The sequence below is a fragment of the Nonomuraea wenchangensis genome (assembly GCF_900111685.1).
Classification (GTDB): domain Bacteria; phylum Actinomycetota; class Actinomycetes; order Streptosporangiales; family Streptosporangiaceae; genus Nonomuraea; species Nonomuraea wenchangensis.
The window spans coordinates 87,225-109,734 of the sequence record NZ_FOHX01000013.1; the positions used below are offsets into that span (position 1 = coordinate 87,225).

The following is a 22,510-nucleotide window of genomic DNA, read 5'->3' on the forward strand; positions in this document are numbered from 1 at the left end:
TCCGGTCCACATGACCTCTTCGATGAGTTCCTCGCGGGAGCCGAAGTAGTAGTAGATGGCCGGTGCCTGCAGTTGTGCCTGGTCGGCGATGTCGCCGAGGCGGGTGCCCGCGTAGCCCTTGCGGCTGAGCACGTGCGCCGCCGCGTCGAGGATCCGCTCGCGGGTGCGGCTGGACTTGGAGGGGGTGTCGTCGGCCGGGGCCGCCCCGTCCCCGGCCTTCTGCCTGCGGGCCCTGCGCGTCGGGGGGTGTTCCGGCGTCAAAGGTCCAGGCCTCCTCTGCGGACGAGCTGGGAGGCGATGACGTTGCGCTGGATCTCGTTGGTGCCCTCACCGACGATCATGAGCGGGGCGTCGCGGAAGTAGCGCTCGACGTCGAACTCGGTGGAGTAGCCGTAGCCGCCGTGGATGCGGACGGCGTTGAGCGCGATCTCCATGGCCGTCTCGGAGGCGAAGAGCTTGGCCATGCCCGCCTCCATGTCGCAGCGCTGCCCGAGGTCGAGTCGTTCGGCGGCGTGCAGGGTGAGCTGGCGGGCGGCGGTGAGCTTGGTGGCCATGTCGGCGAGGTAGTTGCCGATCGCCTGGTGCTTCCAGATCGGCTTGCCGAAGCTCTCACGCTCCTGGGCGTAGCGCAGCGAGTCCTCGAACGCGGCCCGGCCGACGCCGAGGGCGCGGGCGGCGACCTGGATGCGGCCGGTCTCCAGCCCCTTCATCATCTGGCCGAAGCCGCGGCCCTCGACGCCGCCCAGCACCGCGGAGGCGGGGGCATGGTAGTCGTCGAAGGAGAGCTCACAGCTCTCCACGCCCTTGTAGCCGAGCTTGGGCAGGTCCTTGGAGACGGTCAGGCCGGGCCCGTGCTCGACGAGCAGGATGCTCATGCCGCTGTGCGTGGGCCGCGCGGCCGGGTCGGTCTTGCAGAGCAGGGCGATGAGCTGGGAGCGGCGGGAGTTGGTGATCCAGGTCTTGGCGCCATTGATCACGTAACCGTCGTCGGAACGCCGGGCCGTGGTGGTCATGGCCTGCAGGTCGGAGCCGCCGCCCGGCTCGGTGAGCGCCATGGTGGCGCGGACCTCGCCGGTGGCCATGCGCGGCAGGTAGTGCTGCTTCTGCTCCTCGGTGCCGAAGGCCGAGATGAGCTTGGCGACCACGGTGTGCCCGCCCATGGCGCCGGCCAGGCTCATCCAGCCGCGGGCCAGCTCCTCGGTGACCATCACGTAGCACGCGGTGGAGACGAGGACGTCCCCGTAGGGCTCGGGGACGGCGAGCCCGAAGATGCCGAGCCGCTTCATCTGCTCGATGAGCTTCTCCGGGTACTCGTCGGCGTGTTCCAGCTCGCGGGCCACCGGCCTGACCTCGCGGTCGACGAAGTCCCGCACGGTCTCCACGACCGCCTTCTCCTCTTCGGACAGTGCTGTCATCTCGGCTCCTCCCGTACTGCCGCTGCGCGGCTCCGAGGCCGCTTTGAACATGGATAAGAAAATGTGGTGGGGGCGAAGCTCAGGACCGCGCGGCGAGGTCCCGGCCGATGATCTCTTTCATGATCTCGGTGGTGCCGCCGTAGATGGTCTGGATCCTGGTGTCGGCGAAGGCCCGGGCGACGGGGTACTCCAGCATGTAGCCGTAGCCGCCGTGCAGTTGCAGGCACTGGTCGACGACGCGTTTCTGCAGCTCGCTGATCCACCACTTGCCCTTGGCCGCGTCCACGGGCGTCAGCTCGCCGGCGTTGTGGGCGAGCACGCACCGATCGGTGTAGGCCTGGGCGATGTCCAGCTCGGTCTCCATCTCCGCCAGGGCGAAGCGGGTGGCCTGGAAGTCGCCGATCCGCCGGCCGAACGCCTCCCGCTGGAAGCAGTAGTCCCGGGTCAGCTCGTAGACGGCACGGGCGCCCGTCATGGACTGCGCGATGATCCCCAGCCGCTCGCGGGCCAGATGGCTCATCAGGTAGCGCAGCCCCTGGCCCTCGGCGCCCAGCAGGTTCGCCTGCGGCACCCGGACGTCCTCGAAGAACAGCTCCGCCGTGTCCTGGCCGTGGAGCCCGAGCTTGTCGAGCTGCCGGCCACGGGTGAAGCCGGGCATCCCGTCCTCGACGACGAACAGGCTGTACCCGCGCGAGCCCGCCTCCGGGTCGGTCCGGGCGGCCACGATCACCAGGTCCGCGGTGATCCCGCTGCTGATGAACGTCTTCTGCCCGTTGAGCAGCCAGGAGTCGCCGTCGCGCCGGGCGGACGTCCGCATTCCCTGAAGGTCGCTGCCGGTGCCCGGCTCGGTCATCGCCAGCGCGCCGATCACGTCGCCGCCCGCGAACCCCGGCAGCCAGCGCCGCTTCTGCTCCTCGGTGGTGAGGTCCAGCAGGTAGTTCAGGACCAAGTCGTCCTGGAGTCCGAGGGTGACGGTGAAGGTCGTCGCGTGGACGCGGGCCACCTCCTCGCACACCACCATGCGGTAGCGGTAGTCCTTCACGCCGGCGCCGCCGTACTCCTCGGGGACCTCGAGCCCGGCCACGCCCTGCCTGCGGGCCGCGGCCAGGACGCCGCGGTCCATGCCGCGCTCCTCCTCCCAGCGCCGGTAGTGGGGGACCACCTCGCGGGCCAGGAACTCCCGCACCGTCTGCCGGTACTCCTCGTGGTCCTCGGTGTAGAGCTCTCGCCTCATGCTCAGCCCAGCCGCTCGATGATGGTCACGTTGGCCTGGCCGCCGCCCTCGCACATCGTCTGCAGGCCGTACCTGCCGCCGGTGCGCTCCAGCTCGTGCAGCAGCGTGGTCATGATGCGGGCGCCGGAGGCGCCGAGGGGGTGGCCGAGCGCGATCGCGCCGCCGTTGACGTTCACCCGCGCGGGGTCGGCGCCGATGTGCTTCTGCCAGGCCAGCACCACGCTGGCGAACGCCTCGTTGACCTCGGCGAGGTCGATGTCGCCGATGGTGAGGCCGGCCTTGCGCAGGGCGTGCTCGGTCGCGGGCAGCGGCGCGACGAGGAGGTTCACCGGGCTGGCGCCGCGCACCGACAGGTGGTGGATCCGGGCCCTCGGCACCAGGCCGTGCTCCTTGACGGCCCGCTCGGAGGCGATCAGCAGCGCGGCGGAGGCGTCGGAGATCTGGCTGGAGACCGCCGCGGTCAGCCGCCCGCCGGGGGCCAGCGGCTTCAGCCCCGCCATCTTCTCCAGCGTCGTGTCGGCGCGGGGTCCCTCGTCGTGCTCCACCCCTTCGTGGACGAGGATCTCCCGGCCGAAGCGGCCCTCCTCGCGTGCCGTGAGGGCGCGCCGGTGGCTTTCCAGGGCGAAGCGCTCCATGTCCTCGCGGGAGAAGCCCCACTCCTCGGCGATCGTCTCGGCGCTGCGGAACTGCGAGATCTCCTGCTCGCCGTAGCGCGCCTGCCAGCCCTTGCTGCCGGTCCATGGGTCGGTGGCCCCGAAGGGCTCGCCGGCGGTGAAGGACGACAGGATGGGGAACTGGCTCATCTTCTGTACGCCGCCGGCGATGACCAGGTCGGTGGTCCCGCTCATCACGGCCTGGGCGGCGAAGTGGACCGCCTGCTGCGAGGAGCCGCACTGCCGGTCGACGGTGACGCCGGGGACGGACTCGGGCAGCCCGGCGGCGAGCGCCGCGGTGCGGGCGATGTCGCCGGCCTGCGAGCCGATGGCGTCGATGCAGCCGTACACGACGTCCTCGATCGCCTCGGGGTCGACGTCGTTGCGCTCGACGAGCGCCCGGATCGGCGCGGCGCCGAGATCGGCGGGGTGGACGCCGGCGAATCCGCCGCCGCGCCGGCCGGTGGCGGTCCTGACGGCGTCGACGATGTAGGCCTCGGGCATGTCTTCCTCCATGTACGCGATGATTGAGGGGATTGGGGGGCAGGGGCGATGCTCAGGGCATCGCGTAGCCGCCGCTGACCGAGATCACCTGGCCGGTCACCTGGCGGGCGGCGGTGGGGGAGGCGAGCCAGAGCACGGCGCCGGCGATGTCCTCGGCGGTGGTCAGCCGGCGCAGCGGCGTGGCCTTGAGCATGTGCTCGACCTGCCGCTCGTTGAAGATCGCGTCCTGGCCGCCCGCCCACAGGCTGGTGGCGCCCACGGCCTCCGGGCCCTGCGGGATGACCAGGCCGGGGCACACGACGTTGGCGCGGACGCCGTGCCGGCCGTGCTCCTTGGCGGTGGTCCTGGCGAGGGCCACGATCCCGGCCTTGGAGGCCCCGTAGACCCCCTGCCGGATCTCGCCGAACGCCGCGTCGCTGGCGATGTAGACCAGGGCTCCGGCGCCGGCTTCGCGCATCGGCGCGAGCGCGGCCTGGGTGCCTTCGATCGCGGCGAACAGGTTGACCTCGAAGGTGCGCTGCCACTGCGTCCGGTCGGTGTGCTCGGCGATGAACCCCGGGATGCTGATGCCCGCGTTGCTCACCAGCGTGTCGATGCCGCCCCAGAGCTCCAGGACGCGGGCGACGGCGCGGGTGGCGGCTCCCTCTCCGGCCAGGTCGGCCTGGACCACCTCGGCGGCGGCGGCGCCGCGCTCCAGCGCCTCGCCGCGGACCCGGGCGGCCTGCTCGCCGTCGAGGTCACAGATGGCGATCCTGGCGCCTTCGGCGGCGAACCCGTGCACGATCCCCCGGCCGATGTTGGAGGCGCCCCCGGTCACCAGGACCCGGGCGCCCGCGAGACCAAGATCCATTCAGCTGCTCTCCTTCACGCCGGGCTCGGACGGTTGTCGTACGTTTCTTATTTAATCTAGATTAGAACACGATACGCGAGGTACGGCACCCACCAGGAGGAAACTTGAGGATCTTCACCACCCTGGACGAGCTCGTCGAGGCGCGCGGCGAGACACTGGGCACCAGCGACTGGCTCACGGTCGAGCAGGAGCGCGTCGACGGATTCGCCGACGCGACCGGCGACCACCAGTGGATCCACGTCGACGTCGAGCGGGCCAAGGACGGACCCTTCGGCGGCACGATCGCGCACGGGTTCCTCACGCTGTCGCTGCTCCCGGTGTTCTTCCAGCAGATCTACCGGGTCGACGGGGTCCGGATGGCGGTCAACTACGGGCTCAACAAGGTGCGCTTCCCCGCGCCCGCCCGGGTGGGGGTCAAGCTCCGGGCCACCTCCCGGCTCGTGGAGGTCACCCCGCTGGACGGCGCGGTCCAGGCGGTGCTGTCCACGACCATCGAGGCCGAGGGCGGGCAGAAGCCGGTGTGCGTGGCCGAGTCGGTCGTGAGGTACTTCGCATGACCGGGGCAGGACTGGTCGCGGGGCGCACCGCGATCGTGACGGGGGCCGCGCGGGGGATCGGGCTGGAGATCGCCCGCCTGCTGCGCGAGCACGGCGCCCGGGTGGTCCTGGCCGACCGGGACGCCGGGGAGGCGGCCGCCGCGGCGGCCGGGCTCGGCGACGAGGCGTCGGTGTGGTCGCGCGGCTGCGACGTCACCGACGAGGCCCAGGTCGACGCCCTGGTCACCGAGACGGTGGAGCGCTTCGGAGCGCTGGACATCCTGGTCAACAACGCGGGCATCACCAGGGACGCGTCCCTGAGGAAGATGACCACGCAGGACTTCGACGCGGTGATCGGCGTCCATCTGCGCGGCACCTGGCTGGGCGTGCGCGCGGCCGCCGCGGTGATGCGCGAGGCCGGGACCGGCTCGATCATCAACATCTCCTCCCTGTCCGGCAAGTCCGGCAATCCCGGGCAGACCAACTACAGCGCGGCCAAGGCCGGCATCGTCGGCCTGACCAAGGCCGCGGCCAAGGAGCTGGCTCATCGCGGCGTCCGGGTCAACGCCGTCCAACCTGGGCTGATCCGTACCGCCATGACCGAGGCGATGCCGCCCGACGTCTTCGCCGCCCGTGAGGCCGACATCCCGATGAAGCGGGCCGGCGAGCCGCGCGAGGTCGCGGGCGCGGTCCTGTTCCTCGCCTCGGACCTGGCGAGCTACATGACCGGCGCGGTGCTCGAGGTCGGCGGCGGGAGGCTCATGTGAGCGGCGTGGTGCTGTCCCGGCTGGACGGCGCGGTGGGGCACGTGGTGCTCAACCGGCCGGAGGCGATGAACGCCGTCACCGTCGAGCTCGGCCGCGAGCTGGAGGAGACGCTGGTCCGGCTCGCCGGGCAGGTCAACGTCATCGTGGTGCGCGGCGCCGGCGGGAACTTCTCCGTCGGCGGGGACTTCCACGAGCTCGAACGGCTGCGCGCCGGGGGGCGGGAGGCGATGCGGCCGCTGTTCGAGCACTTCGGCCGGGCCTGCGCCGCCATCCCCGGGCTCCCGGTGCCGGTCGTGGCCGTGGTCGAGGGATACGCGATGGCGGGCGGCTTCGAGCTGATGCAGGCCTGCGACATCGTGCTGGTGCACGAGAACGCCAAGATCGCCGACAACCACGCCCGGTTCGGGCAGGTGCCCGGCGGGGGCAGCACCCAGCGGCTGCCCCGGCTGGTCGGGCGGCAGCGTGCGCTCGCCCACATCCTCACCGGCGAGCGACTCACCGCGGCCGAGGCCGTCGCTTGGGGGCTGGCCTACCGCTCGCTGCCCGCCGACGGCTTCGACGAGGCGGTGGCCGCGTTCGTCACGAAACTGGCCGGCCGGGACCGCGACGCCGCGCGGCGCGTCAAGCACCTGGTGCACGCCGGCCTGGAGCTGCCTCCGGCCGAAGGGCTCGCGCTGGAGCTGGAGACCGTGCTCGACCATCTCGGCGAGGCGGCCGCGGCCGCGGGCATCGCCGCCTTCAAGGGAGCCTGACATGACACGCGAACTGATCGACTCCGGCCCGGTGCTGCTCGACCTCGACGACGACGGGGTGGCCCGCCTGCGGCTCAACCGCCCGGAGGCCTCCAACGGGATGGACGTGCCGCTCCTCCAGGGGCTCTACTCGGCGGTCATGCGCTGCCACGGCGAGCCGGACGTGCGCGCCGTGCTGCTCACCGGGGAGGGCAGGAACTTCTGCGCCGGCGGCGACGTCAAGACCTTCGCGGCCAAGGGCGAGGCCCTGCCCGACTACCTGCGCGAGGCCACCTCGTGGCTGCAGATCTCGACCTCCGCGCTGATGCGCCTGCAGGCGCCGGTGATCGCCGCCGTGCGCGGCTTCGCCGCGGGCGGCGGCGGGTTCGGCCTGGTCTGCGCGGCCGACCTGGTGATCGCCGCCGACTCCGCGAAGTTCCTGGCCGGAGCCACCCGGGTGGGCATGGCGCCCGACGGCGGCGTCTCCGTCACGCTCAGCCGGCTGGTCGGCCTGCGCAAGGCGATGGAGATCGTGCTGACGAACCCGGTGCTCACCGCCGCCGAGGCCCTGGAGATCGGCCTGATCAGCCGGGTCGTCGCCGCCGACACCCTGATCGACGAGAGTCTGGCGCTGGCCCGGGAGCTCGCCGGTGGCGCTCCCAAGGCCCTGGCGGCCGCCAAGCGCCTGGTCTGGGACGGTCTCGGGGCGAACGTCGAGGCCAGGCTGCCCGAGGAGGCCCGCACGGTCGCCGAGCTCTCCGGGACGCAGGACGCGCGCGAGGGCCTGGCCGCCGTCATCGAACGCAGAAGCCCGCGCTTCACCGGCCGCTGACCTCCGCCCGCGCGGGCCGGGCGGAGCGGCCATCAGGGGGCGGGCGGCCGCGATCAGGACGGCGCGTAGGCCCGGACGCCGTCCAGGTCGGCGGTGGCGAGCACACCCTGGTCGGCGAGGACGTCCAGATGGGCGTCGGTCTCCAGCACGGCCAGCATCTGCCCCATCACGTCGAGGTCGTCCAGCCTGCGCGCGCGGCGGGTCCACGGCAGCGCGGCCGCCACCTCGTACGCCGTCCGCGCCCCGGCCCTCACCTCGCGGGCGGCGGCCACCAGCCGCTCCTCGTGATGGCTCAGCAGTTCCTCGACCCTGGTGTGGACGCTTGGGGTGATCGGCCCGTGCGCGGGCAGCAGCAGCGCGTCGGGCATCCCCTGGAGCAGCCGGAGGGAGTCGAGGTAGCTGCGCAGCGGCTTGGCCGAGGGGACGACCTCCAGCCCGAGGGACGGGGTGATGTGCGGGAGCACGTGGTCACCGGCGAACAGCAGGCCGGCCGCGGCGTCGCGCAGCACGACGTGCCCCCTGGTGTGCCCCGGCGTGGCCAGCACGTCGAGCTCGACCTGTCCGAGACGGACCCGCTCGCCGTCGTCCAGCCAGCTGTCGGGGAACTGCCACGGCATGTCCCGCTCGTAGGAGGAGAGCTCCAGGGTGGCGACGCGGCCGGCGAGTTCGGGGGCACCGCAGGCGCGCAGCAGCTCGATCTGGCGGGGGTAGAGGCCCTGCTCGGGGTCGAACGCCTCGACGGAGGGGCGTTCGCCACGCCCGAGCCGCACCCGGGAGCCGAACGCGCCGCGCAGCGCCAGGGCCTGGGAGTAGTGGTCCCAGTGGGCGTGGGTCACCAGGACGCAGGCGACGTCCGCCAGCTGGTGCCCGAGTGTGGAGAGGGCTTGGGCCAGCGTCTTCTCGGTCTCCGGCATGGCCCAGCCGGAGTCGATGACCACCGGCCCCTCGGGGCTCTCGATCACGTAGGCGTTCACCGCGTGGAGGTCCTTCGAGGGCAGCGGCAGCGGCACGCGGTGCACTCCCGGCTTCACCACGTGGGCGCCAGGCTCGGTCCAGTCCTCGGGCTGCTCGCCGATCGTCATGGGCGTCTCCTCACTGCTGGGGTCTTGTCTCGCGGTCCTGGTCACAGCTACTCTATTATTTGAAATTAGATTCAAAAACCTGGGTGGGCAATATGTCGCAGAAGGCGGACGCCGGCGATGCCTGCGTTCTCGTCGCGGATCGCGGTGCCGTACGGGTGCTGACACTCAACCGGCCGCGCCGGCGCAACGCCATCGACCTCGAACTGAGGGTCGTGCTGGCCGAGCGGATCGAGGAGGCGATGGCCGACGCCGAGGTGCGGGTGATCGTGCTGACCGGGGCGGGAGGCGTCTTCTGCTCCGGTGGCGACATCTCGACCATGAGCCGCCAGTCCGCCGAGCGCACCCGTCCGCGGGCGGAGGCCGCGCAGCGCATCGTGCGCGCGATCTGGTCCGGCCCCAAGCCCGTGCTCGCGGCGGTCGAGGGCTTCGCCTTCGGGGCCGGCGCGGCGCTGGCGCTCGCCTGCGACCAGGTGGTCGCCGCCTCGGACGCCACCTTCAACCCGACGTTCACGCGCGTGGGGCTCGCCGGTGATCTCGGCGTCTTCTGGTCCCTGCGCCGCCGCGCCGGGCTCGCCGCCGCGCGACGGCTGCTCATGCTGCCCCGGGCGGTCGGCGGAGCCGAAGCGGTGAAGATGGGGCTGGCCGACGTCCTGGCCGAGCCCGGCACGGCGCTCGAGACCGCGCTGGCGGACGCCGAGCGGCTCGCCGCCGGACCGCCGCTGGCTCTCGCCGCCATCAAGGAACTGCTCGTCGAAGGGCCCTCCGACCCCTACGAGGTGCTCGCGCGCGAGGTCGACAACCAGGTCCGCCTGTTCGACACCGACGACTTCGCCGAAGGGGTGGCCGCGTTCCACGAACGCCGCCCGCCGATCTTCCGCGGCAGGTAACCGATCCCCGCCGCAGGGGCGCTGCGCGGCGACAGCCGCAAGTGACCTCTTATTTTTCTAATGCAAATTATGTAACCTGAGTCACCCTCGCCCACCGGCCCGTGTCGCCGGTGCTCCTGCGGCGTGGGTAGCTTCGTACCAGGAGGGTGTGACCCGTGACCACTGACCGCAATGCCGGCTCGACGGTGGCGCTGCCGCTCAGCGAGTCCCTGTGGCCGCGCGACACCAGCGTGGCCCTGATCGATCACACCGTCGGCTCCCTGCTCGCCGAGCGGGCCCGTACCCATGCCGACACCCTCGCCCTCGTGGGCCACGCGCACGGCACGGGAGAGGAGCGCCGGCTCAGCTACGCGCAGCTGTACGCCGAGGCCCGGCAGGTCGCCGCCGGCCTGGCGAAGCTGGCCGAGCCGGGCGAGCACGTCGCGATCTGGGCGCCCAACGTCGTGGAATGGCCGATCATCCAGTACGGCGCCGCACTGGCCGGCGTCGTCCTCGTGGCGCTGAACCCGGTGCTGCGCCCCGACGAGCTCAAGTACGCGCTGAACCACTCGCGCGCCGTGGCGCTGCTGCACGCCGACCGCAGCCGCGACTACGACCTGGCCGCGGTCGTGTCCGAGGTCGCCCCCGGCTGCCCCGCGCTGCGGCACACGATCAGCCTCTCCGACCGGGAGTGCTGGACCGCCGAGCCGGGGGACTGGTCCGGCCCGCGGCTCGACCCGGACTCCGCGGTCATGCTGCAGTACACCTCGGGCACGACCGGCAGGCCCAAGGGCGTCCTGCTGTCGCACCGGGCCCTGGTCAACGTGGCGAAGTTGACCGTGGAGACCGCCGAGGTGCCCGCCGGGGCGGTGTGCGCCGCGCCGCTGCCCATGTTCCACACCGCCGCGTGCGTGATCTCCACGCTCGGGCCGCTCTGGCTGGGCGGCACCATGCTCCTGGTCGAGAAGTTCGAGCCCGCCGGGGTGCTGCGCCTCATCGAGCGGGAGGGGGCCACGGTCCTGTTCTACGTGCCGACGATCCTGATCGCCGTGCTGGAGGCCGCCCGCGCGGGAGCGGGTCCGATGCCGCGGCTGACCGCCGTGGTGGGCGGCGGGGCGAACGTCCCCGGCCCGGTGATCGACTCCGTCGCGCGGGAGTTCGGCGCCTCGGTGCACAACCTGTTCGGGCAGACCGAGCTCGCCCCGGTGCTCACGCTGACCCGCAAGTCGGACACGCCCGAGGACCTGGTCACCACCGTGGGGCGGCCCATCCCGCAGGTCGACTGCAAGATCGCGGACCCGGCCACCGGAGCGGTGCGGCCGCTGGGCGTCGAGGGCGAGATCTGCGCCCGCGGCTACCAGCAGATGATCGAGTACTTCGACGACCCCCAGGCGACCGCGCTGGCCGTGGACGCCGAGGGCTGGGTGCACACCGGCGACCTCGGCACCATGGACGAGCGCGGCGTCGTCACCGTCACCGGCAGGCTCAAGGATCTGATCATCCGTGGCGGCGAGAACATCGCCCCGGCCGAGATCGAGTCGTGCCTGATCGCGCACGAGGCCGTGGTGGACGCTGCCGTCGTGGGCGTCCCGGACGACCGGTGGGGGGAGACGGTCGGCGCGGCGGTCGTGCTGCGCGGGCCCGCGAGCGCGGAGCTCAAGGAGGAGCTGGCCGCCCACTGCCGGGCGCGGCTGTCGCCGTACAAGGTTCCCCAGCACTGGTACTTCGCCGAGGCCCTGCCGCTCACCGCGACCGGCAAGACGCACAAGCCCACGCTCAGGTCGTCCATCGCGGACGGCGCGCTGAAGCCGGCCGACTGACCGATGTCCGTGCGAGGATACGCACGCCTTGACGAATTAATCTAATTAAGATTAAGTAATTTGAGGAGGGCCACGTGATTCCGAGTGTCGACGAGCGCAGGGCGTCGCTGAGCGAGCGGTTCCCCGAGTGGACGCCGCTCACGCTCGACGCCCGGCTGGACCGCTGCGCGGCGGAGTACGGCGAGCGTCCCTTCGTCCTGACCGACGATCGGACCCTGACCTACGCCGAGACCGCCGCCTGGGCCGCCCGGCTGGCCGACGGCCTGGTGGCACTCGGGGTCCGCCCCGGTGACCGGGTCGGCCTGCTGATGGCCAACTATCTCGAGTTCGTCCCGCTGAAGTTCGCCATCGCGCGAGCGGGCGCCGTGGCGATCCCGTTCAACTACCTGTACCGGCAGGAGGAGCTCGCCTACGTCCTGGCCCAGTCCCAGTGCAACGTGCTGATCAGCATGACCGGCTTCGCCGGGCTCGACTACCTGGAGATGCTCGACGCCGTCGCCCCCGGCTGGGACGGCGGCGGCAGCGAGGCGCTGCCCGACCTCCGGAGCGTCGTGCTGCTGGCGACCGACGGCCGCACCCGTGAGGGCGTCCGCACCGTGGACGGCCTCGGCGAGCTCGGCGGGCGCAACCCCGGCGCCGCCGCGCCCGGGCTGCGGACCCCGGACGACCTCGGCGACATCCTCTACACCTCCGGCACCACCGGCTCGCCCAAGGGCGTCATGGTGACCCACGACGCGGTGCAGCGCACGGGCTACGCCTCCGCGCTGAGCAGGGCGTTCGAGGACGGCCGCCGCATCCTGTTCTCGCTGCCCTGTTACCACATGTTCGGCTACGTCGAGGGCCTGCTGGCGGCCATGATGGTGGGCGGGGCGATCATCCCGCGGACCGCCTTCAGCCCGGCCGACTACTTCGAGGCCATCGAACGCCATCGGGCCACCGAGATCCTGTGCGTGCCCACCATGACGGTGGCGCTCCTGGAGCACCCCGACCGGCTCAAGCGCGACCTGTCCTCGCTCTTCTCCGTGCTGTCCGGCGCCGCGCCCTCCCCGGTGTGGCTGTGGGAGAAGGTCCGGGCCGAGCTCGGCGTCACCGAGGTGGTCACCGGCTACGGCATGACCGAGTGCGGCGGCGCCATGACCATGTCCCTGCCGGAGGACCCGCTGGAGCGGGCCTCGGACACCGTCGGCCGGCCCAAGCTCGCCGGCGTGGCCGGGATGCCCGGAGACCTCTGCGTCTACAAGACGGCCGACCCGCTGACCGGGGAGTTCCTGCCGGCCGGTGTCGAGGGCGAGCTGGTCTCCACCGGGCCGACGCACATGCTCGGCTTCTGGAACAAGCCGGAGGAGAGCGCGCTCGCGCTCCGCGACGGCTGGGTCTTCTCCGGCGACCTCGGCATCGTCCGCGAGGACGGCTACCTCCAGATCACCGGCCGCAGCAAGGAGCTCTACAAGAGCGGCGGCGAGCTGGTGATGCCCAAGGAGATCGAGGACCTGCTCACCGCGCTGCCGGGCGTCAGCCAGGCGTACGCGATCGGCGTGCCCGACGACAGGTGGGGCGAGACCGGGTGCGTGTGGGTCGTCCCCGAGCCGGGAGCGACGCTCGACGCCGACGAGATCATCGCGTTCTGCAAGGAGAACCTGGCCCGGTTCAAGGTCCCCAAGCACGTCTTCTTCGCCGAGCCGTCGGACCTGCCGGCGACCCCCACCGGCAAGATCCAGAAATTCCGGCTTGTCCAGCAGGCCAAGGAACGCATCGAAGGAGGGAAGTCGTGACCGTCCAGTACTCGGAGCTGATCCAGCCCGAGAGGGTGCACGGTTCGCTGTACACCGACCAGGACATCTTCGCCGAGGAGCTCCAGCGGATCTGGTACCGCACCTGGGTGTGCGTCGGCCACGTGAGCGAGGTCGCCCGGCCCGGCGACTACGTCCGCAAGAAGGTCGCCTCCCAGGACGTCATCATGACCCGGAGCAAGGACGGGGAGGTGAGCCTGCTGCTCAACCGGTGCGCGCACCGGGGCAACCTGGTCTGCGAGGACCAGCGGGGCAACTCCAGCACCTTCCGCTGCCCGTACCACGGCTGGACCTACCGCAACACCGGCGAGATGCTCGGCTACCCCTACAACCAGGGCTACGGCGGCAAGGGCAAGCTGTCCCTGGGCCTCGGCCGGGTGCCGCGGGTCGACACCTACCAGGGGTTCGTCTTCGCCAGCTTCGCCGCCGACGGTCCGAGCCTCAAGGAACACCTCGGCGCCGCGGCCGGCGAGCTCGACCGGCTGGCGAGACTCTCCCCGGAGGGGGAGATCGAGCTCACCGCCGGCTGGCTCCAGCACCGCGCCAAGGCCAACTGGAAGCTGCTGGTCGAGAACGAGACCGACGGCTACCACCCGCAGTTCGTGCACGGCTCGGTGTTCAGCGTCACCGGCAGCCACATCGGGACCCTCTACAGCGACAAGTCGACCGCGGTCACCCGCGACCTCGGCGGCGGCCACAGCGAGAACGACCTGCGTCCTGAGTTCCGCAAGATGGAGCCGATGAACTGGTTCGGCACGTCCGAGGCCAGGGTGCCCGACTACGTCGCGAAGATGCGCGCGCTCCACGGCGAGCAGGCCGAGGAGATCCTCATCGAGGGCGCTCCGCACGTCATGGTCTTCCCCAACCTGTTCGTCGCCGAGATCAGCGTCTTCATGATCAACCCGGTGGCCGTGGACGAGACGGTGCAGAACGTCACCGCCGTCCAGCTCAAGGGCGCGCCGGAGATGAACCGGCGGCTGCTGTCGCAGTGCATCGGCTCGGTGGGACCGGCGGGCATGCTGCTGGCCGACGACTCGGAGATGTACGAGCGCAACCAGCGCGGCGTGACCGCGCGGGTGCCCGAATGGCTCGACATCCGGCGTGGCGCGCACCGCGAGCGCGTCGACGAGAACGGCTTCCGGATCGGCGCAGCCAACGACGAGACCGGGATGCGCGGCTTCTGGTCCCACTACCGGAGCCTGATGGAAGGGGAGGCGCAGTGAGCGGCGTGGCCGCGCAGACCGGCCTGGACATCCGTGAGGTCGAGCAGTTCCTCTACCGGGAGGCGCGGCTCGCCGACGAGCACGACTACGACGGGTGGGAGGCGCTGTGGACCGACGACGCGCTCTACTGGGTGCCCGCCGGGGGTGACGACACCGACCCGGAGCGGCAGATGTCCGTTATTTACGACAACCGAAACCGGATCGCCACCCGGATCAAGCAGCTGAAGACGGGCAAGCGCTACGCCCAGTCGCCGCCGTCCAACCTGCGGCGGCTCATCTCCAACGTCGAGATCGTCACGGTCGAGGGGACCGACACCGTCGTCGGGGCCAACTTCCTGGTCGTCGAGTCCCGCGAGCGGGGCACCACCATGTGGGCCGGGCGCACCACCTACCGGCTGCGCCGCGCCGGCGACGACATCAGGCTCGCCTACAAGAAGGTCGTCCTGGTGGACAGCGCGCAGGCGCTCTTCACCCTGGCGTTCCTCATCTGAGGGGTCACACCGTGAATCAGTGGATCATCGCAAGCGAGTTCGCGGAGGTGGCGGTCAGCCTCGACCTGGACGCCAACGGGCCACGGCTGCGGCTGGAGGATCTGCGCAGCGGCCACGTCCGTCATCTCGACGCGCTGGAGCTGGAGAGCATCGCCTGGGCGCCGGACGAGCGGCTGCGGGAGCTGATAGACCCGTCCGCCGGCCGCTGGAGCGACAGAGCCGACGATGCCGACGGTGCCTGAGGTGCCGGACCAGGCCGGGCGGCTCGACCTCGCCGCCCACATCAGGCCCGGTGACACGGTCCTGTGGGGGCAGGCGTGCGCGGAGCCGCTCACCCTCACCGAACGGCTCATGGAGCAGCGCGCCGCGATCGGCGGCCTGCGATGCTTCGTCGGGGCGCCCGCCTCGGGCACGGTACGCCCGGAGCACGCCGATCACGTGTCGTTCCTGTCCTACTGCGGCAGCGGCGGCAACCGGGCGCTGCACCGGGCCGGCGTCCTCGACATCCTGCCCGGCCACTACTCGACGCTCCCGTACCTCATCGAGAGCGGCGCCCTGCCCGTCGACGTCGTCCTGGTCCAGCTCTCGCCCGCCGACGGGGCCGGGCGGCACAGCCTCGGCCTCGCGGAGGAGTACCTCTCCGCCGCCATCGACCGGGCCCGCGTGGTCATCGCCGAGGTGAACGACCAGGTGCCCTGGACGCACGGGACGCGCACGCTCACCGCGGCTGAGCTGGACCTGGTGGTGCACACCTCCAGGCCGCCGGCCGAGATCGCCGCGAAGCAGGCGGGCGCCGCCGAGCAGCGGGTGGCCGACCACGTCGCCGCCCTGATCGAGGACGGCGCCACGCTGCAGCTCGGGCTGGGCGCGCTGCCCGAGGCGATCGTCGCCCGGCTGGCCGGGCACCGCCATCTCGGCGTGCACTCCGGCCTGATCGGCGACGCCGTGGCCGACCTGATGGAGGCCGGGGTGATCACCAACGCCCGCAAGTCGCTCGACCGCGGCCGCACGGTCACCGGAGCGCTCATGGGCACCGCCCGGCTGTTCGGCTACGCCGACGGCAACCCGGCGATCGAGCTGCGCGACACCCGTTACACCCATGATCCCGAGGTCCTGGCGGCGCAGGACCGCTTCGTGGCGATCAACTCGGCGATCGAGGTCGACCTCACCGGCCAGATCAACGCCGAGGTCGCGCGCGGCGCGTACGTCGGCGCCGTCGGCGGCGCGGTCGACTTCCTGCGCGGGGCCGCCCGCTCCCGCGGCGGCCTGCCCATCGTGGCGCTGACCTCCACCGTGAACGCGGCGGGAGGAGGGACGGCGAGCCGGATCGTGGCGAACCTGAGCGGGCCGGTGAGCACGCCGCGCTGCGACGCCGGGCTCATCGTCACCGAGCACGGCGTCGCCGACCTGCGCGGCCTGCCGCTCGGCGAGCGTGTGGCCGCGATGCTCGCCATCTCCCACCCAGACCACCGCCCCGCGCTCGAGAAGGAGTGCCCGCTATGAGAAGAGCCGCGATCGTCGCCCCCGTCCGCACACCGGTCGGGACGTTCGGCGGATCACTGCGCCCGGTACCGGTCGAGGACCTGGCCGCCACCGTCATCAAGGCCGTGGTCGAGCGCTCGGGCATCGACCCCGAGCTGATCGAGGACGTGGCGATGGCCCAGTCCTACGCCAACTCCGAGACGCCGTCCATCGGCCGCTGGGCGGCCCTGCACGCCGGCCTGCCGGTCCACGTGCCCGGCTTCCAGCTCGACCGGCGCTGCGGCGGCGGCCTGCAGGCGGTCGTGACCGCCGCGATGATGGTGCAGACCGGCGCCGCCGACGTCGTGATCGCCGGCGGCGTGGAGAGCATGAGCAACGTCGAGCACTACTCCACCCAGGTCCGCTGGGGCAGCCGGTCCGGCGGCGTGCAACTGTACGACCGGCTCGACCGGGGGCGTGAGCGGTCCCAGCCCGAATGGCGGTTCGGCCCCATCTCCGGCATGATCGAGACCGCCGAGAACCTGGCCCGCGAGTACGACATCAGCCGCGAGCAGGCCGACGCCTACGCCGTGCGCAGCCATCATCGGGCGGCGGCCGCCTGGGAGGCGGGCGCCTTCGCCGAGGAGATCGTCCCGGTCCAGGTGCCGGTGCGGCGCGGTGACCCGGTGACCTTCTCCCGCGACGAGGGCATCCGCCCGGACTCCGACGTCGAGACGCTGGCGAGGCTGCGCACGATCACGCCGGGCGGCACCGTGACCGCCGGCAACTCCAGCCAGCAGAACGACGCCGCCGCCGCCTGCCTGGTCGTGGCCGAGGACAAGCTGGACGAGCTCGGGCTGGAGCCGCTGGGATTCCTGGTCGGCTGGGCGGCGGCCGGCTGCGAGCCGGCCACCATGGGGCTCGGCCCGGTGCCGGCCGTCAGCAGGCTGTTCGCCAGGACCGGGGTGAGCTTCGACGACCTCGACCTGGTGGAGCTGAACGAGGCCTTCGCCTGCCAGGTGCTCGCGGTGCTCAAGGGATGGGGGTTCGACGACCCCGCCGAGCTGGACGACCGGCTGAACGTCAACGGGTCGGCCATCTCGCTCGGGCACCCGATCGGCGCGACCGGGGTGCGCATGCTCACCACGATGCTGTACGAGCTGCGCCGCCGGGGCGGCCGCTACGGCCTGGAGACCATGTGCGTCGGCGGCGGCCAGGGAATGGCCGCCCTGTTCGAGGGGGTGTCATGACCGGGCACGGGATCGTCGCCTACGCCAGCTACCTGCCGCGGCACCGGCTGCGGCACGCGGACCTGGGCGCCGCGCTCGGGGTCAAATCGGGGTCCGGGTCGCGGGTGGCCGCCTCCTTCGACGAGGACAGCACCACTCTCGGCGTGGAGGCCGCCCGGCGGGCGCTGACCGGCCCGCCCGGGGCCATCTTCTTCGCCACGACCTCGCCCGCGTACCTGGACAAGACCAACGCCGCGGCCCTGCACGCGGCCCTGGGGCTGGGCCGGGACGGCCTGGCGGTCGATCTGGCGGGGTCGGCGCGCTCCGGCACGGGCGCGCTGCTCGCCGCGGCCGCCGCCGGCGGGCTCGCCGTGCTCGCCGACGTGCGGACCGGCCTGCCGGGCTCGGCCGACGAGCGGGGCGGGGCGGACGGCGCCGCGGCGTTCCTCTTCGGCGGGCCGGACGAGGCGATCGCCGAGCTCGCCGCCCGCGTGTCGGTCACGGCCGAGTTCCTCGACCGCTGGCGCCTGCCCGGTGAACCGGCCTCCCGCCGGTGGGAGGACCGCTTCGGCCTGGAGAGCTACCTGCCGCTGGTGACCGAGGCGGGGCGGCGGGCACTGCAGGAGGCCGGCGTCACCGAGCCCGACCACGTCGTGGTCACCTCGCCGAACCCGCTGGTGGCCAGGCGGGCGAGCGCGCTGTTCCCCGCGCGGGTCCCCGCCGGGCGGCTGCCGGGACACGCCGGCGCGGCGGACGCCGGGCTGGCCCTGGCGGACGTGCTGGACCGGGCGGCGCCGGGCGAGAGCGTGCTGCTGCTCGCCGCCGCGGACGGCTGCGACGCGCTGGTGCTGCGCGTCACCGGCCGCATCGCGCAGGGGCGGCAGGCGCACCCGCTGGCCGCCCAGCTCGCCGCCGGCCGCGACGTCGCGTACGCGACCTACCTGACCTGGCGTGGCCTGCTGGATCGGGAGCCGCCCCGACGGCCGGAGCCCGACCTGCCCGCCGCGCCCCCGTCGGCCCGGTCGCAGGCGTGGAAGTTCGCGTTCACCGGGTCGCGCTGCGGCCGCTGCGCGTTCGCGCACCTGCCGGCGGCACGGGTGTGCAAGGGCTGCGGAGCCGTGGACGCGATGGAGCCGCTCCCGCTGTCGGCCACCCGGGGGACGGTGGTCACCTTCACCGCCGACCGGCTGGCCTACTCGCCCTCGCCGCCCCTCATCGACGTGGTGGTCGATTTCGACGGCGGAGGGCGGTACACGATGGAGCTGGCCGACGCCTCGCCCGCCGAGGTGGCGATCGGGATGCGGGTCGAGCCGACGTTCCGCAGGCTCTACACGGCAGGTGGGACCCACAACTACTTCTGGAAGGTCCGGCCCGTGGAGGAGGAGAGATGAGCGCCAGAGGGATCAGCGACCGGGTCGCGATCGTCGCGATGGGCTGCACGCGCTTCGGCGAGCACTGGTCGGCGTCCACCGACGACCTGGTGATCGACGCGGTGCGCGAGTGCCTGTCGGCCGTGCCGGGCACCGGGCTCGCGGACGTGGAGGCGTACTGGCTCGGGACGCTCGGCTCGGGCCAGTCGGGGCTGACCCTCAGCCGCGCGCTCGCCCTGGACTACCGGCCGGTCACCCGCGTCGAGAACTACTGCGCGACCGGCTCGGAGGCGTTCCGCAACGCCTGCTACGCGGTGGCGTCCGGGGCGTACGACAAGGTCATGGCGGTCGGCGTGGAGAAGCTCAAGGACTCCGGCTTCTCCGGCCTGACCCGGGCCGACCCGCCGGGTGACGGCACGGCGCCGGAGAACACGCTCACCGCGCCGGCCGCGTTCTCGCTGCTGGACCCCGCCTACTGCGCGAAGTACGGTGTGGATCCCGCGGACATGCGGGCCGCCATGACCCATGTGGCGTGGAAGAACCACGCCAACGGGGCGCTCAACCCCAAGGCGCAGTTCCGCTCGGCGGTGTCGAAGGAGAAGATCGACGCGGCGCCGCTGGTGGCCGGGCGGCTCGGCGTGTACGACTGCTCCGGGGTCTCCGACGGCGCGGCCTGCGCGCTGATCGTCCGGGCCGAGGACGCCCACCTCTACACCGACCGTCCGGTGTACGTGAAGGCGCTGGCGCTGTCGGCCGCGCCGGGACGCGCCGCGATGGACACCGGCTACGACTACACCACCTTCCCCGAGGTCGTGCGCAGCGCCGAGGACGCCTACCGGCAGGCCGGGATCACCGATCCGCGCACGCAGATCTCGCTGGCCGAGGTCCACGACTGCTTCACGCCGACCGAGCTGGTGCTGATGGAGGACCTGGGTTTCGCCGGGCGGGGCGAGGCGTGGCGGGACAGTCTCGACGGCGCCTTCGAGCTGGGCGGCCGGTTGCCGGTCAACCCGGACGGCGGCCTGAAGTCCTTCGGGCATCCGGTCGGGGCGAGCGGCCTGCGCATGCTCTACGAGTGCTGGCTGCAGTTCCGCGGCGAGGCGGGGGAGCGGCAGCTCGCGGAGCCCCGGCTGGCCCTGACCCACAACCTGGGCGGACGCCCGGGGGCGTGTGTGTCCTTCGTCTCCGTGGTCGGTTCCGAGCTCGGCTGATTGGCATGCGCCGATTTTTTAGTCTAGATTAGATTAAATACGAGTGGAGGAACTCACGGTGAAGGAAGTCCAGGCGGCTCGCGATCTCTACGTCGCGCTGACCACCGGCGACCAGGCCCGGCTCGCGCACCTGCTGCACCCGGGCTTCGTCGTCAGGGCCACCGACGGTCTGCCCTTGGACCTGGGCGGCGTCTACAGCGGCTCCGAGGAGGCGTGGCGGAAGTTCTGGGGACGCATCGGGCAGCATTTCCGGGTCCGGGCCGAGCCTCAGGACTTCCACGAGCTCGCCGGCGGCGGGCTCCTGGTGACCGGCAGGTACGTCGGCAAGGCCCGCGCCACCGGGGCGCCCGTAGACGCGGGCTTCGCCCACGTGCTCCGGTTCACCGACGGCCGGATCTCCGAGCTGGTGCAGTACACCGACAGCGCCCGCTGGGCCGAGGCGCTGCACGGCCGCCCCCCGGCGGACAAGGCCGGACGCAGAGAGCTGACCGTGGTCGGCTTCGACATCAGCGACGGCCTGGCCCGGATCCGGCTCGACCGGCCCGCCGCACGCAACGCCCTCGACCTCGACATGGCGCTCGACCTCCAGGAGGTGTCGCTGCGCTGCGCCGAGACCCCCGGCCTGCGCGCGGTGCTGCTGACCGGAGAGGGACCGGCGTTCACCGTGGGCGGGGACGTCAAGCTGTTCGCCTCGACCCCGCACGCGGAGCTGGCCGGCCTGGTCGACACGATGATCACGCCCTACCACGACGCGCTCGACCGGCTGGCCCTGCTGGACGTGCCCATCGTCTGCGCCGTCCACGGCGCCGCGGCGGGCGGCGGGCTCGGCCTGATGCACTGCGCCGACCTCGTGCTCGCGGCCGAGGACACCAAGTTCGCCCTCGGCTTCAGCGCACTCGGCCTGTCCGGGGACGGCGGCAGCACCTGGTTCCTGCCCCGGATGATCGGATACCGGCGGGCGGCGGAGCTGTTCCTCGAACCCCGCGTGCTGAGCGCCCGCGAGGCGCAGGAGTGGGGGATCGTCACGCGCGTCGTGGCGACCGGCACGATCGAGGACGAGGCGCTCGCCGTGGCCCGGCGGCTCGCCGCCGGCCCGACCCGCGCCTTCGCCGAGCTGCGGCGGCTCCTGCACGAGAGCTGGCACCACACCCTGCCCGAGCAGCTGGCCGCCGAGCAGCGGGCTCAGGGGCGGGCGACCGCCACCGCCGACTCGGCCGAGGGCATCGAGGCATTCAAGAGCAGGCGCGAACCCGACTTCCAGGGACGGTAACCCATGAACACAGACACCGCGGAGCAGCGGCTGCTCCGGCAGAGCGTCGGCAAGATCGCCGAACGGTACGGCCACGCCTACTTCGCCGACCGCGCCCGCGCCGGCGGCCGGGTCGACGAGCTGTGGTCCGAGCTGGGCGAGGCCGGATTCCTCGGCGTGCACCTGCCCGAGGAGTACGGCGGCGGCGGAGGCGGCCTGCGCGAGTACGGCGTGGTGCTCGAAGAGCTGGCGGCGCACGGCATGCCGCTGCTGATGGGCGTCATCTCGCCCGCCATCACCGCCTCGATCGTCTGGCGGCACGGCTCCGAGGAGATGAAGCGCGACTGGCTCCCCGGCATGGCCGCCGGGACCAGGAAGATGGCGTTCGCGCTCACCGAGCCGGACGCCGGCACCAACAGCCACGCGGTCACCACCACCGCGCAGCGGGACGGCGACGGCTGGCTGCTGACCGGCGCCAAGTACTACATCTCCGGGGTCGACGAGTCCGAGGCGCTGCTGGTGGTGGCCCGCGACGGCGAGGAGAGCCCGTCGGGACGCAGCCCCCTCTCGCTGTTCGTGGTGCCCGTCGACGCTCCCGGCCTGCGCGCCCAGCAGATCGTCACCGAACTGGTCGTCCCGGAGAAGCAGTTCACCGTCTTCTTCGACGACGTGCGCATCGGACCGGAGTCGCTGATCGGCGAGGCGGGCCGCGGCCTGCGCCAGGTGTTCGCCGGCCTCAACCCCGAACGCATCCTGGCGGCCTCGCTCAGCAACGGCATCGGCCGCTACGCCCTGGACAAGGCCGCCCGCTACGCACGGGAGCGGCAGGTGTGGTCCACGCCGATCGGCGCCCACCAGGGCGTGTCGCATCCGCTCGCGGAGGCGTACATCGGGGTCGAGCTGGCCCGGCTGGCCACCGCCCGCGCCGCCGAGCTGTACGACTGCGGCGAGGACGCCGCCGAGGCGGCCAACATCGCGAAGTTCGCCGCCGCCGACGCCTCGCTGAAGGCGCTCGACCAGGCGATCCAGACGCACGGCGGCAACGGGCTGTCGCGCGAGTACGGCCTGGCCGACCTGTGGTTCGCGGCCCGGCTGCTGCGCACCGCCCCCGTCAGCCGGGAGATGGTGCTCAACTACGTCGCCCAGCACAGCCTCCAGTTGCCCCCTTCCTACTGACCGCACGCTTTCCCAGAGAC

General features: G+C 72.4%; 22 protein-coding genes. 16 read left to right on the forward strand and 6 right to left on the reverse strand.

Translation table 11 applies throughout. The features are described 5' to 3' along the window. From BMW85_RS51450 to BMW85_RS32495, 5 genes are all read right to left on the reverse strand, one after another. On the reverse strand, nucleotides 1-261 hold a 261-nt coding region (locus tag BMW85_RS51450; protein WP_245775192.1), incomplete at its 3' end, for a TetR/AcrR family transcriptional regulator. Next, complete coding sequence (locus BMW85_RS32480; protein ID WP_091089167.1) at nucleotides 258-1,415, reverse strand: acyl-CoA dehydrogenase family protein; 1,158 nt, start codon at nucleotides 1,413-1,415, stop codon at nucleotides 258-260. The genes BMW85_RS32480 and BMW85_RS51450, both read right to left, overlap by 4 nt. A 79-nt stretch (nucleotides 1,416-1,494) precedes the next feature. Further along, nucleotides 1,495-2,649 (reverse strand): acyl-CoA dehydrogenase family protein, encoded by a 1,155-nt coding sequence (locus BMW85_RS32485; protein WP_091089169.1) that lies wholly within the window; start codon nucleotides 2,647-2,649, stop codon nucleotides 1,495-1,497. 2 nt (nucleotides 2,650-2,651) lie between these two features. Further along, nucleotides 2,652-3,806 carry an acetyl-CoA C-acetyltransferase gene (locus BMW85_RS32490; RefSeq protein ID WP_091089171.1) on the reverse strand — a complete coding sequence of 385 codons (1,155 nt, stop codon included), beginning with the start codon at nucleotides 3,804-3,806 and terminating at the stop codon, nucleotides 2,652-2,654. A gap of 52 nt (nucleotides 3,807-3,858) precedes the next feature. Further along, nucleotides 3,859-4,656: an SDR family NAD(P)-dependent oxidoreductase gene (locus BMW85_RS32495; RefSeq protein WP_091089174.1), complete on the reverse strand. Its 798-nt coding sequence runs from the start codon at nucleotides 4,654-4,656 to the stop codon at nucleotides 3,859-3,861. Nucleotides 4,657-4,760: 104 nt separating this feature from the next. Between BMW85_RS32495 and BMW85_RS32500 the strand changes: the two genes are divergently transcribed. From BMW85_RS32500 to BMW85_RS32515, 4 genes are read left to right on the forward strand one after another with little or no spacing between them, the layout of a single operon-like run. Then, a complete protein-coding gene (locus BMW85_RS32500; protein ID WP_091089176.1) occupies nucleotides 4,761-5,213 on the forward strand; it encodes a MaoC family dehydratase in 453 nt (150 codons plus the stop codon). Then, the gene (gene fabG / locus BMW85_RS32505; protein ID WP_091089179.1) at nucleotides 5,210-5,959 is read left to right on the forward strand and encodes a 3-oxoacyl-ACP reductase FabG; all 750 of its coding nucleotides are present in this window, start codon (nucleotides 5,210-5,212) and stop codon (nucleotides 5,957-5,959) included. Before BMW85_RS32500 ends, fabG begins: the two co-directional genes overlap by 4 nt. Then, nucleotides 5,956-6,711, forward strand: coding sequence for an enoyl-CoA hydratase/isomerase family protein (locus BMW85_RS32510; RefSeq protein ID WP_091089181.1), 756 nt, complete (start codon nucleotides 5,956-5,958; stop codon nucleotides 6,709-6,711). Before fabG ends, BMW85_RS32510 begins: the two co-directional genes overlap by 4 nt. A gap of 1 nt (nucleotide 6,712) precedes the next feature. After that, nucleotides 6,713-7,522, forward strand: a complete 810-nt coding sequence (locus tag BMW85_RS32515) for an enoyl-CoA hydratase/isomerase family protein (RefSeq protein ID WP_091089183.1) — start codon at nucleotides 6,713-6,715, stop codon at nucleotides 7,520-7,522. A gap of 53 nt (nucleotides 7,523-7,575) precedes the next feature. Here the strand turns inward: BMW85_RS32515 and BMW85_RS32520 are convergent, their stop codons facing one another. After that, on the reverse strand, nucleotides 7,576-8,604 hold the full coding sequence (locus tag BMW85_RS32520) for an MBL fold metallo-hydrolase (protein WP_091089184.1): 1,029 nt from the start codon (nucleotides 8,602-8,604) through the stop codon (nucleotides 7,576-7,578). Between the two features lie 92 nt (nucleotides 8,605-8,696). Here BMW85_RS32520 and BMW85_RS32525 point away from each other — a divergent pair, with 92 nt between their 5' ends. The 12 genes from BMW85_RS32525 to BMW85_RS32580 all read left to right on the forward strand — a co-directional run bounded on the left by BMW85_RS32525 (nucleotide 8,697) and on the right by BMW85_RS32580 (nucleotide 22,490). After that, nucleotides 8,697-9,491, forward strand: coding sequence for an enoyl-CoA hydratase/isomerase family protein (locus tag BMW85_RS32525; protein WP_091089187.1), 795 nt, complete (start codon nucleotides 8,697-8,699; stop codon nucleotides 9,489-9,491). A gap of 155 nt (nucleotides 9,492-9,646) precedes the next feature. After that, nucleotides 9,647-11,290, forward strand: coding sequence for a class I adenylate-forming enzyme family protein (locus BMW85_RS32530; protein ID WP_091089189.1), 1,644 nt, complete (start codon nucleotides 9,647-9,649; stop codon nucleotides 11,288-11,290). A 74-nt stretch (nucleotides 11,291-11,364) separates the two neighbouring features. After that, nucleotides 11,365-13,062, forward strand: coding sequence for a class I adenylate-forming enzyme family protein (locus BMW85_RS32535; RefSeq protein ID WP_091089192.1), 1,698 nt, complete (start codon nucleotides 11,365-11,367; stop codon nucleotides 13,060-13,062). After that, a complete protein-coding gene (locus tag BMW85_RS32540) occupies nucleotides 13,059-14,303 on the forward strand; it encodes an aromatic ring-hydroxylating oxygenase subunit alpha (RefSeq protein ID WP_091089194.1) in 1,245 nt (414 codons plus the stop codon). Before BMW85_RS32535 ends, BMW85_RS32540 begins: the two co-directional genes overlap by 4 nt. Then, complete coding sequence (locus BMW85_RS32545) at nucleotides 14,300-14,794, forward strand: aromatic-ring-hydroxylating dioxygenase subunit beta (RefSeq protein ID WP_091089196.1); 495 nt, start codon at nucleotides 14,300-14,302, stop codon at nucleotides 14,792-14,794. The genes BMW85_RS32540 and BMW85_RS32545 overlap by 4 nt, the downstream gene beginning before the upstream one ends. An 11-nt stretch (nucleotides 14,795-14,805) precedes the next feature. After that, on the forward strand, nucleotides 14,806-15,036 hold the full coding sequence (locus BMW85_RS32550) for a hypothetical protein (protein WP_218156024.1): 231 nt from the start codon (nucleotides 14,806-14,808) through the stop codon (nucleotides 15,034-15,036). Beyond that, on the forward strand, nucleotides 15,020-16,297 hold the full coding sequence (locus BMW85_RS32555) for an acetyl-CoA hydrolase/transferase family protein (RefSeq protein ID WP_091089198.1): 1,278 nt from the start codon (nucleotides 15,020-15,022) through the stop codon (nucleotides 16,295-16,297). The genes BMW85_RS32550 and BMW85_RS32555 overlap by 17 nt, the downstream gene beginning before the upstream one ends. Continuing rightward, complete coding sequence (locus tag BMW85_RS32560) at nucleotides 16,294-17,505, forward strand: acetyl-CoA C-acetyltransferase (protein ID WP_091089200.1); 1,212 nt, start codon at nucleotides 16,294-16,296, stop codon at nucleotides 17,503-17,505. The genes BMW85_RS32555 and BMW85_RS32560 overlap by 4 nt, the downstream gene beginning before the upstream one ends. After that, nucleotides 17,502-18,875 carry an OB-fold domain-containing protein gene (locus BMW85_RS32565; RefSeq protein ID WP_091089203.1) on the forward strand — a complete coding sequence of 458 codons (1,374 nt, stop codon included), beginning with the start codon at nucleotides 17,502-17,504 and terminating at the stop codon, nucleotides 18,873-18,875. The genes BMW85_RS32560 and BMW85_RS32565 overlap by 4 nt, the downstream gene beginning before the upstream one ends. Beyond that, a complete protein-coding gene (locus tag BMW85_RS32570) occupies nucleotides 18,872-20,065 on the forward strand; it encodes an acetyl-CoA acetyltransferase (protein WP_091089204.1) in 1,194 nt (397 codons plus the stop codon). Before BMW85_RS32565 ends, BMW85_RS32570 begins: the two co-directional genes overlap by 4 nt. Before the next feature lie 58 nt (nucleotides 20,066-20,123). Continuing rightward, nucleotides 20,124-21,335: an enoyl-CoA hydratase-related protein gene (locus tag BMW85_RS32575; protein ID WP_218156026.1), complete on the forward strand. Its 1,212-nt coding sequence runs from the start codon at nucleotides 20,124-20,126 to the stop codon at nucleotides 21,333-21,335. A 3-nt stretch (nucleotides 21,336-21,338) separates the two neighbouring features. Continuing rightward, the gene (locus tag BMW85_RS32580; RefSeq protein ID WP_091089209.1) at nucleotides 21,339-22,490 is read left to right on the forward strand and encodes an acyl-CoA dehydrogenase family protein; all 1,152 of its coding nucleotides are present in this window, start codon (nucleotides 21,339-21,341) and stop codon (nucleotides 22,488-22,490) included. Nucleotides 22,491-22,510 lie beyond the last annotated feature (20 nt).

Excerpts from the sequence above, each read along its gene's own strand:
- BMW85_RS32555 (WP_091089198.1), top strand. The coding sequence starts at position 15,020 with ATGCCGACGGTGCCTGAGGTGCCGGACCAGGCCGGGCGGCTCGACCTC.
- BMW85_RS32480 (WP_091089167.1), bottom strand. The coding sequence starts at position 1,415 with ATGACAGCACTGTCCGAAGAGGAGAAGGCGGTCGTGGAGACCGTGCGG.
- BMW85_RS32560 (WP_091089200.1), top strand. The coding sequence starts at position 16,294 with ATGAGAAGAGCCGCGATCGTCGCCCCCGTCCGCACACCGGTCGGGACG.
- BMW85_RS32520 (WP_091089184.1), bottom strand. The coding sequence starts at position 8,604 with ATGACGATCGGCGAGCAGCCCGAGGACTGGACCGAGCCTGGCGCCCAC.
- BMW85_RS32565 (WP_091089203.1), top strand. The coding sequence starts at position 17,502 with ATGACCGGGCACGGGATCGTCGCCTACGCCAGCTACCTGCCGCGGCAC.
- BMW85_RS32525 (WP_091089187.1), top strand. The coding sequence starts at position 8,697 with ATGTCGCAGAAGGCGGACGCCGGCGATGCCTGCGTTCTCGTCGCGGAT.
- fabG (WP_091089179.1), top strand. The coding sequence starts at position 5,210 with ATGACCGGGGCAGGACTGGTCGCGGGGCGCACCGCGATCGTGACGGGG.
- BMW85_RS32515 (WP_091089183.1), top strand. The coding sequence starts at position 6,713 with ATGACACGCGAACTGATCGACTCCGGCCCGGTGCTGCTCGACCTCGAC.
- BMW85_RS32485 (WP_091089169.1), bottom strand. The coding sequence starts at position 2,649 with ATGAGGCGAGAGCTCTACACCGAGGACCACGAGGAGTACCGGCAGACG.
- BMW85_RS32570 (WP_091089204.1), top strand. The coding sequence starts at position 18,872 with ATGAGCGCCAGAGGGATCAGCGACCGGGTCGCGATCGTCGCGATGGGC.
- BMW85_RS32580 (WP_091089209.1), top strand. The coding sequence starts at position 21,339 with ATGAACACAGACACCGCGGAGCAGCGGCTGCTCCGGCAGAGCGTCGGC.
- BMW85_RS32490 (WP_091089171.1), bottom strand. The coding sequence starts at position 3,806 with ATGCCCGAGGCCTACATCGTCGACGCCGTCAGGACCGCCACCGGCCGG.
- BMW85_RS32495 (WP_091089174.1), bottom strand. The coding sequence starts at position 4,656 with ATGGATCTTGGTCTCGCGGGCGCCCGGGTCCTGGTGACCGGGGGCGCC.